Below are 13,371 nucleotides of genomic sequence, written 5' to 3'. Positions count from 1 at the left end.
GCGACGCCCCACGGGCCGTTCCGCGTGCGGTCGGCGAGCACCGTGAACGTCGTCGGCCGGTCGAAGCGGAAGTCCTTGCGCAGGCCGAGGCCGCCGCGGTACCGGCCGGCTCCGTCCGAGTCCTCGATCAGGGAGAGCCGTTCGACCCGCACCGGATAGTTGAGCTCCGTCTCCTCCACCGGCGCGTTCTCCGTGTTCTGGCCGTGCGTCTGCACCGCGTCGGGCCCGTCGCTCGCGAACCGGCCGCCGTACCCGCCCGCGAACGTCTCGAGGAAGCACGTGTACTCCCCCGTTTCCGCGTCGACGCCGCCGAAGCCCGCGTGGCACATCATCGCCTTCGTTCCCGCGGGCAGCCGCTCCGGCAGCGCCTGGAGGAGCGCCCGGAACATGACGTCGACGAGCCGCGTGTTCGTCTCCCAGCCGCCGACGACCGGCGCGGGCCAGGTGCAGTTCGTCACCGTGCCGGCCGGCGCGTCGAGCGAGACCAGGCGGTAGAAGCCGTCGTTGACCGGAAGGTCCGGATCGACCAGGCACTTCAGCGCGTAGGCACACGCCGAGAACGTCTGCGCGTAGGTCGAGTTCACCGGCGCGCGTCGCTGCGGATCGGAGCCCGTCGTGTCGAAGCGGACGCCGTCCGGCCCGATCTCGACGCGGGCGCGGAGCCGCACCGGCTCGTCGGTGTAGCCGTCCTCGTCGATCAGTCCTTCCGCCTCGTAGACACCGCGCGGAAGCAGCTCGAGCTCCGCGCGGGTGCGTCGCTCCGTGTACTCGAGCAGCTCGGCCATCGCCTCCCGCAGGGCGCCCGGACCGTGCCGGTCGGCGACCGCCTGCAGCCGCCGCGCCCCGGTCACGTTGGCCGCGATCTGCGCACGGAAGTCCCCTGCTGTCTCGCGCTTCGAACGGATCTGCGCCAGGAGGAGTCGAAAGACGTCGTCGACGACGAGCCCACCCTCGACGAGCCTGACCGGCGGGATGATGACGCCCTCCTGGAACACCTCCCGGAACGCCCCGATCGAAGCCGGCGCGCCACCCCCTACGTCGACGTGGTGCGCGAGGTTCGCCACGTAGCCGATCCGCTCGTCGCCGTGCCAGACCGGCGAGACGACGGAGACGTCGTTCAGGTGCACCCCGCTCGGGAACGGCTCGTTCGTCACGATCACGTCTCCGGGGCCGAGCCGCTCGGGGCCGTAGTCGCGGATCGCGCGGGGAATCTGCTCGACCATCGACCCGAGGTGCACGGGCTGGTTGAACCCCTGCGCGACCGCCCGCAGCTCGGCGTCGAAGACCGCGCACGAGAAGTCCGAACGGGTCTTGATGTTCGTCGAGTACGCGCTCCGCTTGAGCGCGAGCGCCATCTCGTCCGTCGCCGCGACGAGCGCGTTGCGGATCACCTCGAACGTGATCGGGTCGTTCACGCGAGCTTCCCGTCGGCGCGGTCCGCCTCCGCCTTCGCGGGGTCGCGCTCCGCGGGGTCGCCCCAGCCGCCCCCGCCCGCCGTGCGGTGGACGAAGACGTCTCCGGCCTGGATCGTCGTCGAGAACATCGACGGAAGCACCTCCTCGGTGCCGTCCGCGCGGATCAGCAGGTTCGACGAGAGCGCGCCGGGCTGCCCTCCGTGGAGCCCGTACGGCGGATGCGCCGAGCGGTCCGACCGCACGATCAGCGACGTGTCGGGCGTCAAGCAGCGCCAGACGCGCTCGACCGCGAGACCGCCGCGATGCCGTCCGTCGCCGCCCGAGCCCGGGACGAGGCCGTAGCGCTCGATGCGGATCGGGAACTCCGATTCCGCGACCTCGACCGGGATGTTCGCCGCGAGGCTCGCCGGGTTCGTGAGCCCGTCGTTGCCGTCGTCGCGTGGCGTTCCTCCCCAGGTGCCGACGACGAGCTCGTAGAACACGAAGCGCGAGCCGTCGGGTCGCTCCGCGCCGAAGACTGCGAGCGTGTTCCCGCCCTCGCCCGCGGCGGGCACCCGATCGGGGACGAGCTGCGCGAGGGCGCCGTTCACGGCGTCGAGGGCGCGAAACCCCGTCACGCCGCGCATCGACGAGGCGCCGGGCATCACGACGTGCGCGATCGTGCCCGGCTTCGTCAGCACCGTGATCGGCCGGAACGCTCCCGACGTGTTCGGCACCTCGACCTCGAGCGCCGAGCGCACCGCCTGGTAGACGCACGCCTGCACGAACGAGCGGGTCGAGTTGAGCGCGCCGGCGACCATCGGCGCCGACTGCGTGAGGTCGACCGTGAGCTCGTCTCCGTCGATCGTCACCGTCGCGATGATGGGGACGTCCCGACGCTCGAGCCCGTCGGAGTCGAGGTAATCCGTGAACGTCGCCGTGCCGTCGGGCCAGGTCGCGATCTCCTGTCGCACCAGGGCCTCCGTGTGCTCGACGAGACCCGTCATCAGATCCGCCAGCCGCTCGGCCCCGTACCGGACTGCGAGCTGCCGCAGCTCGCGCTCGGCCACGGTCGTCGCCGCGACCTGGGCGGCGAGGTCACCGAGCGTCATGCGGGGAATGCGGACGTTGGCACGGATCACCTCGAACACCGTCCCCACCGGCTCGCCCGCGTCGTAGAGCTTCAGCCACGGAAGCCTGATGCCCTCCTGGAAGATCTCGGTGTTGTCGCACGCCGCCGAGCCGGGCAGCCGCCCGCCGACGTCGCCGTGGTGCGCCGTCGTCGTCGCGAAGCCGATCAGCGTCTCGTCGAGGTAGACGGGGCGGAAGACGAAGATGTCCTGCAGGTGGATGCCGCCGTCGAACGGGTCGTTCATCACGAAGACGTCGCCCGGCCCCATCCGCTCCCCCCACTTCGCCAGGAGGGTCTCCATCGCGTGCGGCACGGAGCCGAGGTGGAACGGCACCGTCACCGCCTGCGCGACCGTCTCCCCGTTCGGGTCGCACAGCGCGGCGGAGAAGTCCATCCCGTCCCGCACCACGGTCGAGTGGGCGGTGCGGAAGATCGTGGTCGCCATCTCGTCGGCGATCGATGCGAGCGCATTGCCGACGATCTCCTGCGTCACGGGATCGAACGTGCGCACGCTCACGAGCGCTCCAGGACGAGCGTCTCGGTCGCCATGTCACGCCTCGCCGACCAGCCCGGCCGGACGACGACGGTCGTGTCGTACTCGTCGACGAGCAACGGCCCGGCCTCCGCCGTCTCGCCGATGGATGCGCGCGAGCGCACCGCGAGCTCGCCGAGCACGGTTGCGCGAGAGCGCGACGCCGGGAGGAACCCGTCGCCGAGACTCAGCCGCTCGAGCGACCGGGCCGGCCCGAGGGCGGCCACCCGCAGCGCGCGGACGTCGATCGGCGCGCCGGGCTCACCGCGCACGCCGTACAGCCGCTCGTGCTCGGCCTCGAACGCGTCGATCAGCGCGTCACGGTCGACGGGATCGCTCGCCTCGACCTCGATCTCCCAGGTCTGCCCGTCGTAGCGGAGCTCTGCCGTCCGCACGAGCTCGACCCCGTCGAGCCGCTCTTCGAGCTCGGCGAAGACCCCGTCGAGCTCGGCCGGGTCGACGGACCGCGCGTCGAGGTGGACCGCTCGCACCTCGTGGAACTCGGGTCGCGCGTGGAGGAGGCCCATAGCGCTGAAGAGGCCCGCGAGCGGCGGAACGAGCACCGTCCGGCAGCCGAGCTCCTCGGCGAGGCCGGTCGCATGTACCGGACCGGCGCCGCCGTAGGCGATGAGCGCGAAGTCGCGTGGGTCGCGACCCTTCTCCGACGAGACCGATCGCAGCGCGCGCATCATCCGGGCGTTCGCGATCGCATGGATGCCCGAGGCGAGCTCCGTCGGCGAAAGCCCGAGCTCGACGGCGAGCGGCTCGAGCGACTCGACCGCGAGCGACTTGTCGACCGTGATCTCGCCGTCGGCGAGCGAGCCTTCGGGCACGAGCCCGAGGAAGACGTTCGCGTCCGTGACCGTCGGCTGCGTCCCGCCGCGGCCGTAGCAGGCAGGCCCGGGGTCGGCGCCGGCGGAACGCGGGCCGACCTGGAGCCCGCCGGCGGTGTCGCGCCATGCGATCGAGCCGCCGCCCGCGCCGACCTCTGCGATGTCGATCGTCGGGATGCGGAGCAGCTCCCCCGACCCGCGCATCAGCCGCGAGCCGGCGGACAGCGAGCCGCCGACCTCGTATTCCCGCCCACGCGACACGGCGCCGCGCTCGATCAGCGAGGCCTTCGCCGTCGTCCCGCCCATGTCGAAGGCGATCGCGTTGTCGTACCCGAGCCGTCGCGCGATCTCGAGCGCGGCGACGACGCCCGCCGCCGGCCCCGATTCGAGCGCGAGCACCGGGCGCGCCTTCGCGTCGTCCGCCGTCATCACTCCGCCCGACGACTGCATCAGCGTCAGCGGCGCCTCGATTCCCGCCTCGTCGAGACCGGTTCTGATGGCACCGACGTAGCGCTCCATCAGCGGCCGGACGTACGCGTTGACCACCGTCGTCGCGGTGCGCTCGTATTCGCGCTGCTCGCGGAGGATCTCGGACGAGAGCGACACCGTGACACCGGGCAGCTCCGCGCGGAGGATCTCGCCGAGGCGCTCCTCGTGCTCGGGGTAGAGGTAGGAGTGCAGCAGGCAGACCGCGACCGACTCCACGCCGGCATCGCGCAGCCTCGCTGCGACCTCGCACGCCTCCGCGTCGTCGAGGGGCCGCAGCACCGTCCCGTCGGCCGCCATCCGCTCGCCGATCTCGAAGCGGAGGCGCCGCGGCACGAGCGGGTCCGGCTTGCGCCAGAACGGCTCGTACATCCGCGGGATCCGGAGCCGTCGCAGCTCGAGCACGTCGCGGAAGCCCTCGGTCGTGACGAGAGCCGTCAGTGCGCCTCGCTGCTCGAGGACCGCATTCGTCGCGACCGTCGTCCCGTGGGCGACGCCGTCGACCGCGGCTCCGTCGGCGAGAAGGGCGCTTGCCTCGACCACCGCGGCGTCGTAGTTCGGCGGAGTCGAGAGCACCTTGCGGATCGCAGTGGTGCCGTCCGCCCGAAGGAGGACGACGTCGGTGAACGTCCCGCCGACGTCGACGCCGATGCGCGCTGCGTTGTCGATGAGCGTCATCCGTTGTACGGTTGCGATATGAAATTTCAAATCGCGTGGCGCGACCATACACCGAGATGACCGACGTGCTCAAGTCGGTGGCGCCGATCGCGCGCGAGTCGGTCGAGGATCGCGTCGCTGAGACGCTGCGGGATCTGATCGTCACCGGCCGTCTGCCGGAGGGCACGCCGCTCGTGCAGCGCGAGCTCGCGGAGCGCCTCGGTGTCTCTCAGACCCCGGTCAGGCTCGGGCTCGTCGAGCTCCAACGCGTCGGCCTCGTCGAGATCGGCGAGAACGGGCGTGCGTCGGTGACCAGGCTGACGCGCGAGGATTTCGAGGAGATCTCCGCCGCGCGGCTTGGGCTCGAAGGACTGGCCGCCCGGCTCGGCGCGGCCGCAGTCGGCCCGGCGGAGCTCGAGCGCATGCGGCTCGGGCTGCGCGAGCTCGAGCGGCTCGGGAAGGCGGCCGACGTCGACGGATATCTCCGCGCCCGCTGGACGTTCCACGCGGCCTGTTACGAGGCCTCGGGCCGCGCGCGTCTCGTTGCCGAGGTCGAGCGCCTCTTCTGGCGCTCCGAGCGCTACAACCGCATCGTCCTCTCGACGAAGGAGCGCTTCCGCGGCTCCGTCGGCAACTACCGCCGCTTCTTTGCGGCGTGCAAGGCTGGTGATTCGACCGCCGCGGAGCGCGTCATCCACGAGTCGATGCGTTGGGCGGTCGACCTGATCTGGGACGAACTACCCTCGGAGCAAGGGTGATCCGGGTCGGTGCCGACGTCGGCGGGACGTTCACAGACGTCGTGGCCGTCGACGACGACGGAAGCATCAGGGTCGCCAAGGTGCTCTCCACGCCGCCGGGCTACGACCGCGCGGTCGTCGAGGCCGTCCGGGCGATCGGCGGTGCCGACGAGGTCGTCCACGGGACGACGGTCGCGACGAACGCCGTGCTCGAGCGTCGCGGCGCGCGCACTGCGCTCGTGACGACGGCGGGCTTCCGCGACGTGCTCGAGCTCCGGCGGATGCGGATGCCGCACCTCTACGACTCCTTCTGGACGAAGCCGCCGACGCTCGTCGAGCGACGGTTCCGCCTCGAGGTCCACGAGCGGGTCCTCGCCGACGGCACCGTCGAGCGTCCGCTCGACGACCAGGAGGTCGGCGAGGTCGCAGCTCGGCTTCGCGACGCGGGCGTGGAGTCGGTGGCCGTCTGCCTCCTACATGCACATCTCTACCCCGCCCACGAGCGCCGGCTCGGCGAGATCCTGCGCGCGGAGCTGCCCAACGTCCCGGTCTCGCTGTCGTCGGAGATCCTTCGCGAGCAGCAGGAGTACGAGCGCACGGCGACGACGACCGTCAACGCGTACGTCCGTCCGCTGATGGGGACGTACCTCGACCGGCTCGGCCGAGGGCTCGGTCGGGCCGACGTCTCGATCATGCAGTCCTCCGGCGGCAGCATGTCCGCGGGCGAGGCTTCCGAGCGCCCCGTCTACGCGCTCGAGTCGGGACCGGCCGCGGGTGTCGTCGCCACGCTCGCGCTCGTCCGCGAGCTCGGGTACGAGAACGCGATCGCTTTCGACATGGGCGGAACGACCGCCAAGGCCTCGCTGATCGAGGGCGGTCGGGTCTCGCGGACGCAGGAGTACGAGGTCGGCGCCGCGCTCTCGGTCGGGTCGCGGCTGCTGCGCGGGTCCGGCGAGCTGATCCGGATCCCGACGATCGACATCGCCGAGGTCGGCACGGGCGGCGGCTCGATCGCCTGGCGCGACGAGGCTGGGGCCGTCGCGGTCGGCCCACGGAGCGCGGGCGCCGCGCCGGGCCCTGCGTGCTACGGCCTCGGTGGCCTGGAGCCGACGGTGACCGACGCGAACGTCTCGCTGGGCCTCGTGCCCGAAGGACGGATCGGAGACGGCGGACCTGAGCTGTCCCGCCCGCTCGCGGAGGCGGCGCTCGCCCGGCTCGGCGTCTCGGCACGTGCCGTCCACGACCTCGCGAACGCGACGATGATGCGCGCGCTCCGCGCGGTCTCGACCGAGAAGGGACGCGACCCCGCGGAATTCGCGCTCGTCGCGTACGGCGGGTCGGGGCCCGTGCACGCGGCGGCGCTCGCATCCGAGCTCCGGGTCCGAACGGTGGTGGTGCCCCCGCTCGCCGGCCTCTTCTCGGCGGTCGGGCTTCTCTCCGCACGCCGTGAGCGGCACGACGTTCGGTTCTGCCGCGTCGACGCGGACGCGCCCGCCGTCGCCCTGCTTCGCGCGCTCGACGCGGAGATGCGCCTCGACGGCGCCGAATGGCAGCGGAGCGCCGACGTGCGCTACCGCGGTCAGAGCTGGAGCCTCACCCTGGAGCTGTCGGGCGAGATCGACGTGGCGTCGGTGGAGGATCTCGTCCGCCGGTTCGAGGTCGAGCACGAACGGCTCTACGGCACACGCCTCGATGCAGGATCACCGATCGAGATCCGAGCGCTGCGCCGCATCTCGCTCGGATCGGAGCGGCCACGCGTCTCGTTCGGCGGATCGACCTCCCGGCGTGCGGGTACGCGGCTCGCCGACTTCGGCGAGGGGCCCGTCACGGCGCGCGTCTGCGGCCGCGATGATCTGCGCGAGCCGATCGCCGGGCCTCTCCTCGTGGACGAGTACGACACGACGGTCGTCGTGCCGCCGGGCTGGGTGGCGCGGCTCGACGAGGCGTCCGGCGCACTCGTCCTCGACCAGGTCCGCGCTGCGCCGACCACGGCACGCCACGACGGCGAGATCGCGGTACGGCTCGTCGGCAACGCACTCGCGACCCTCGCCGACGAGATGGCGACCGCCGTCTTCCGCACCGCGCACTCGGCCGTGGTACGCGATGCGATGGACTTCTCGGCCGCTCTCTGCACTCCGTCCGGGGAGACGGTCGCCCAGGCGGTGACGATCCCGCTCCAGCTCGGCTCGATCCCGCATGCGATGCGCACGCTGCTGGAGAAGCACGGAGACTCGTTCGCGCCCGGCGACGTGTATCTAGTCAACGACCCGTTCGACGGCGCGAGCCACACGCCCGACTTCTTCGTGGCAAAGCCGTCATTCGCGGACGGCCGACTCCTGGGCTTCGCGGTCACCGTCGCCCACCACGGCGACGTCGGCGGCCGCGTACCCGGAACGATCGCCTGCGACAACACGGAGGTCTTCCAGGAGGGGCTTCGTCTGCCCTGGCTCAAGCTCGTCGATCGCGGCGAGCCCGTCGAGGCGCTGTACGACATCCTCCGCGCGAACGTCCGCATCCCCCACGAGCTGCTCGGCGACCTTGCGGCGCAGGTCGCCGCCTGCAAGGTCGGCGACCACGGCCTGCAGGAGCTCGCGGCGCGCTACACGGACCTCGATGGGCTGTTCGACGGGCTCCTCGACCACACGGAGGCGCTGCTTCGCGCCGAGATCCGCCGCTGGCCGGACGGCGTCTCCCAGTACGTCGACTACATCGGCTCCGACGGGATCGACGTCTGCGACGTCCCGGTCGCGGTACGGCTGAGCGTCAGGGGCGACGAGCTCGAGGCGGACTTCTCGGATTCGGCGCCAATGGTGCGGGGATCGCTGAACTGCACTCCCTCGTTCGTGGAGGCCGCCGTCTACCACTGCGTGATGGCCGCGTCGTCGATCGACATCCCGCGTACCGGAGGCGCGCTGCGGCCGATCACCGTCGTGACGAGGCCCGGCACCGTCCTCCACGTGACGATGCCGAGCGCGTCCTCGATGCGAGGAGTCGCGGGCTACCGCGTCTCGGACGTCGTCAACGGCGCGCTCGCCCGGATCGTCCCGGAGCGGATCCCCGCTGCCGGCGACGGCGGCTCGACGCTGGCCTGGTTCACCGGGCGGGTCGACGGGAGGCCGTTCGTGTTCAACGAGCTCGTCGTGGGCACGTGGGGCGGCCGGCCCGATCGGGACGGCAACGACGGGCTCGCAAACCCCTGCGCGTCGATCGCGAACGTGCCGGTCGAGGTCGCCGAGTCGGAATGGCCGATCGTGATCGAGCAGTATGGGCTCGTTCCGGACTCCGGCGGCGCCGGCCGTTTCCGCGGGGGCCTCGCAATCGAGCGCGCGTGGCGTTGCGTCGTACCGGACACCGTCGTCCATGTGCGGTCCGACCGGCAGCGGCACCGGCCGTACGGCCTCGCCGGCGGAGCCCCCGGCGCCCCGTCGTCGAACACGATCGTCCGGGCGAACGGCGACGTCGAGCGGATGCCGCCGATGTTCGTCGCGACGCTGCAGCCCGGCGACGTCTTCCGTCACAGGATGGCGGGCGGCGGTGGCTGGGGTGACCCGGCGCATCGCGACGGTGCGGCCCACGAGCGCGACGTGCTCGAGGGCAAGGTCACGGCGTGAGGATCACGCGCGTCGATGCCGTGCCGATCGCGATCCCGCTCGCGGAGGAGTTCCACTGGGCGGGCGGCGCCCAGGTGGGCGCGAACCTCGTCCTCTTCGCCGTCCACACGGAGGACGGGGTCGTCGGCTGGGGCGAGTCCGTCTGCGAGGTGCCGCTCGCAACGGCGGAGTTCGGCAGGGCGATCGCGCGACAGGTCGTCGGGCAACGGATCGACGACGTCGAGGCGATCCTCGCCGAGATCTGGACGCGAGGCCGCTGGAAGACGACCCCGCAGTTCACGCAGTTCGTGGTCTCGGGGATCGAGTCGGCGTGCTGGGATGCGCTCGGCCGGACACTCGGCGCTCCGACGCATGCGCTCTTCGGCGGCGCCGTCCACGAGGAGCTCGACTTCTTCGGCTTCCCGCAAGGCGACGACGCGGCGACGCTCGCCGCTGCGGCGGTGGGCCTCGCCGACCACGAGGTGATCTATCTCAAGATCGGCAGGCCTCGAGACGACGACGCGATCGTGGCTGCGGTGCGCGACGCGATCGGGCCGGGAAGGACGCTTCGCGTCGACCCGAACGAGGCGTGGGACGCGTCGACCGCGATCGACCGGATCGGGCGGCTCGCCGTCCACGACCTCGACTGGGTCGAGCAGCCCGTGCCCCACTGGGACGTCGCCGGCCTCGCGCGCGTCCGCGACGCGGTGACGGTCAGGATCGCCGCCGACCAGGCCGTCTACACGATGCCGCAGCTCGAGCGCGTGCTCGAGGCCGCTGCGGCGGACGTGGTCGTGCAGGGCCCGCACGACGCGGGCGGCCTTCTCCCGTTTCGGAGGCAGGCGTCGATCTGCGAGGCGCGCGGGCTCGACGTCAACCTCCACGGCTTCGTCCAGAGCGAGATCAGCTTCCTCGCTCACGCGCAGGTCACCGCGACGATCCCGAACCTGACGTCGGGCAACCAGGTCATGCACCAGCTACTCGCGGAGCGGCTGACCGTCGACGTCGACGTCTCGACTCCAGGCGGCAAGTACCGCCTGCCGGCAGGCCCCGGGCACGGCTTCCGGATCGACGACGAGGCGGTGGGACTCGCCCACGAGCGATTTCTCCGCGACGGCGCCTACGTCACGATCGAGTCGGCTCCCTCGTGAGGCTCGCGATCCGGGGCGGAACGGTCGTGGACGGCACGGGCGCCCCCGGGCGGCGGGCGGATCTCCTCGTCGAGGACGGACGCATCGCCGACCTCGGCAGCTTCGACGCGGAGGCGTTCGAGATCGACGCGACGGGCATGCTGGTCGCGCCGGGCTTCGTCGACCTCCACAGCCATTCCGACTACACGCTCCTCGTCGACCCCCGCGCCGTGAGCGCGATCCACCAGGGCGTCACGACCGAGGTCGTCGGCAACTGCGGCTTCGGCTGCTTTCCGATTCGGGACGCCGCGATCGCGCGCCGCGCGATCTACGGCTACTCCGACGACGTTCCGGTGACGTGGAGCTCCGCCGGTGAGTACTTCGAGCGCCTCGAGGATGCCCGACCGGCCGTGAACATGCTGAGCCTCGTGCCGAACGGCCAGCTGCGGCTGGCGACCGTCGGGCTCTCGGAGCGCGAAGCCTCGAGCGACGAGCGGAGGGAGATGCAGGCGCTGCTGCACGAGTCCTTGGATCACGGCGCGTGGGGCTACTCGACCGGCCTCGAGTATGCGCAGGAGCAAGGCGCCACTGAGGAGGAGATCACGGCGCTCGCGCGCCTCGCACCGTTCTACGCGACACACACGCGAAGACGCGACGCCGGTGCGGCCGAGGCGGTCGCCGAGGCGCTTCGGACGGGCGACCGCGCAGGCATCCGGCTTCAGGTGTCACATCTCGTCCCGCGGAACGGGCTCGAGGAGAGCCGGCGCTGCATCGAGCTCGTGGACGCGGCACGCGCGCGGGGACAGGACGTCGCGTTCGACATGCACACGCGCACCTTCGGCCTCACGAACCTCTACTCCGTCCTACCGCCGTGGGCTCTCGGCGCCGAGCGACACGAGCTCGTCGCGATCCTGCGCGACCCCGCGAAGCGCGACGCGATGCGCGACCATCGTTCGATCCTGAGCGCCGGTGCGGACTGGTCACGCGTAGTCCTGCTCGACAACGACGTCTGGCCCGAGCATGCGAGGCGCGATCTGCAGGCGATCGCGGAGGATCGCGGCCAGGCGCCGCTCGACGCCGTCTACGATCTGCTCCTCGACGGCCTCGACGAGCTCCATCACCTGCTGGTCATCATCCACGCGTACACCGAGCAGCAACAGCGCGAGGCGTTCGCCCATCCGCTCTGCGTGCCCGGCTCGGACGCGACGACGCTCGCGCCCGACGGGCCTCTCGCAGGCTCCTCCTTCCACGGTGCCTACACGTGGGCGGCATGGTTCTGGCGGTTCATGGTGCGCGACGAGCGACTCCTCGATCCCGCGGCGGCGATTCACCGGCTGACGGGCGCGCCTGCCGCGAGGATCGGGCTCGCCGACCGCGGCGTGCTGCGGCCGGGCGCCCGCGCAGACGTCGTCGTGCTCGATCCGGATGTCTTCGAGGAGCGCGGAACGACGTTCGAGCCGAACCGCGTCGCGACCGGCGTCCGCGACGTTCTGGTGAACGGCGTCCACACGTTGCGCGACGGCAGCCTCACGGGCGCGCGGGCAGGCGAGGTACTGCGGCGGTGACCGCGCTCCGCAGCGCTCGCTGGTTCGGCGGCGCGGACCTCGCGGGGTTCATCCACCGGGCCTCGCTCCACGCGGAGGGGATCTCGCGGAGCGCGCTCGCCGGGCGGCCGGTGGTTGGCATCTGCAACTCGTGGTCGGAGCTCGTCAACTGCAATCTCCACTTCCGCTCCCTGGCCGAGGCGGTGAAGCGCGGTGTGCTGCTCGCCGGGGGCCTGCCGCTCGAGTTCCCGACGATCGCGCTCGGCGAGAACCTCATGAAGCCGACGGCGATGCTCTACCGGAATCTCATGTCGATGGACGTCGAGGAGTCGATCCGGTCGTATCCCCTCGACGCCGTGGTCCTGCTCGGAGGCTGCGACAAGACCGTGCCCGCGCAGCTGATGGGCGCGGCGAGCGCCGGAGTGCCAGCGATCATGATCGTCGGGGGCCCGTCCGAGCCCGCGTGGTTCCGCGGCCGGCAGCTCGGCGCAGGCACCGACCTCTGGCATTACGCCGACGAGCTGCGCGCCGGACGGATGAGCACCGAGGAGTTCGCCGACCTCGAGGCCGCAGCGACACCCACCTACGGCACCTGCAACGAGATGGGCACCGCCTCGACGATGGCGGCGCTGGTCGAGGCGCTCGGCATGTCCTTACCCGGAACGGCGACCATCCCGGCCGTCGACGCCGCCCGGATGCGGGCCGCCGAGGCAACAGGCCGCCGCGCGGTCGAGCTCGCCCTCGGGGGTCTCTCGCCCGCCCGGATCCTCACCGCCGAGGCGTTCGACAACGCCGTCGTGCTGCTCGCAGCGCTCGGCGGTGGGACGAACGCAGTCGTCCACCTGCTCGCGCTCGCCGGGCGCACGGGAGTGCCGTTGACGCTCGACCGCGTCCACGAGCTCTCGTCGAGAACACCGCTGCTCGTCAATGTCCGACCCTCCGGCGAGCACCTCGTCGAGCAGCTGCATCGCGCCGGCGGCGTCCCGGCGGTGCTCAGGCAGCTCGAGCCGCTCCTCCACGCCGACGCGCTCACGGTGACGGGCGCCTCGCTCGCCGACGGATTCGCGACGGCGCAGGTGCTCGACCCGGACGTCGTCGCCTCGCTCGACCGGCCGTTCGGGCCGACCGGGGCGATCTCCGTCGTGCGCGGCAGCCTTGCGCCGTCCGGAGCGCTCGTCAAGCGGAGCGCCGCCTCGCCGCACCTGCTGCGTCACCGTGGCCCGGCGCTCGTGTTCGAGGACGTCCACGACGTCGCAGCCCGAATCGACGACCCCGGGCTCGACGTGACGCCGGACACGGTGCTCGTGCTTCGGAACAGCGGCCCGAAAGGCGGTCC

At 71.9% G+C, this 13,371-nt stretch carries 8 protein-coding genes; 5 read left to right on the top strand and 3 right to left on the bottom strand.

What is annotated here, in order from left to right; translation table 11 throughout:
• The 3 genes from VNM44_RS04885 to VNM44_RS04875 all read right to left on the bottom strand — a co-directional run.
• Positions 1–1,415: hydantoinase B/oxoprolinase family protein (locus tag VNM44_RS04885; protein WP_325623251.1), on the bottom strand; the 1,415-nt coding region annotated here is incomplete at its 3' end.
• On the bottom strand, positions 1,412–3,043 hold the full coding sequence (locus VNM44_RS04880; RefSeq protein WP_325623249.1) for a hydantoinase B/oxoprolinase family protein: 1,632 nt from the start codon (positions 3,041–3,043) through the stop codon (positions 1,412–1,414). The genes VNM44_RS04880 and VNM44_RS04885, both read right to left, overlap by 4 nt.
• Entirely contained in the window at positions 3,040–5,055 is a 2,016-nt protein-coding gene (locus tag VNM44_RS04875; RefSeq protein ID WP_325623247.1) for a hydantoinase/oxoprolinase family protein, read from the bottom strand. Before VNM44_RS04875 ends, VNM44_RS04880 begins: the two co-directional genes overlap by 4 nt.
• A gap of 56 nt (positions 5,056–5,111) precedes the next feature.
• Between VNM44_RS04875 and VNM44_RS04870 the strand changes: the two genes are divergently transcribed.
• The 5 genes from VNM44_RS04870 to VNM44_RS04850 all read left to right on the top strand — a co-directional run.
• Positions 5,112–5,792, top strand: coding sequence for a GntR family transcriptional regulator (locus VNM44_RS04870; RefSeq protein WP_325623245.1), 681 nt, complete (start codon positions 5,112–5,114; stop codon positions 5,790–5,792).
• Entirely contained in the window at positions 5,789–9,382 is a 3,594-nt protein-coding gene (locus tag VNM44_RS04865) for a hydantoinase B/oxoprolinase family protein (protein WP_325623243.1), read from the top strand. Before VNM44_RS04870 ends, VNM44_RS04865 begins: the two co-directional genes overlap by 4 nt.
• A complete protein-coding gene (locus tag VNM44_RS04860) occupies positions 9,379–10,512 on the top strand; it encodes a mandelate racemase/muconate lactonizing enzyme family protein (protein WP_325623241.1) in 1,134 nt (377 codons plus the stop codon). The genes VNM44_RS04865 and VNM44_RS04860 overlap by 4 nt, the downstream gene beginning before the upstream one ends.
• Positions 10,509–12,056 (top strand): N-acyl-D-amino-acid deacylase family protein, encoded by a 1,548-nt coding sequence (locus tag VNM44_RS04855; RefSeq protein WP_325623239.1) that lies wholly within the window; start codon positions 10,509–10,511, stop codon positions 12,054–12,056. Before VNM44_RS04860 ends, VNM44_RS04855 begins: the two co-directional genes overlap by 4 nt.
• Positions 12,053–13,371, top strand: a 1,319-nt coding sequence (locus VNM44_RS04850; protein WP_325623237.1) for a dihydroxy-acid dehydratase, incomplete at its 3' end; no start/stop codon positions are given. The genes VNM44_RS04855 and VNM44_RS04850, both read left to right, overlap by 4 nt.

This window comes from Gaiella sp., from assembly GCF_035558935.1.
Taxonomy (GTDB): domain Bacteria; phylum Actinomycetota; class Thermoleophilia; order Gaiellales; family Gaiellaceae; genus Gaiella.
This window is presented reverse-complemented; position numbering and strand designations above follow the sequence as displayed.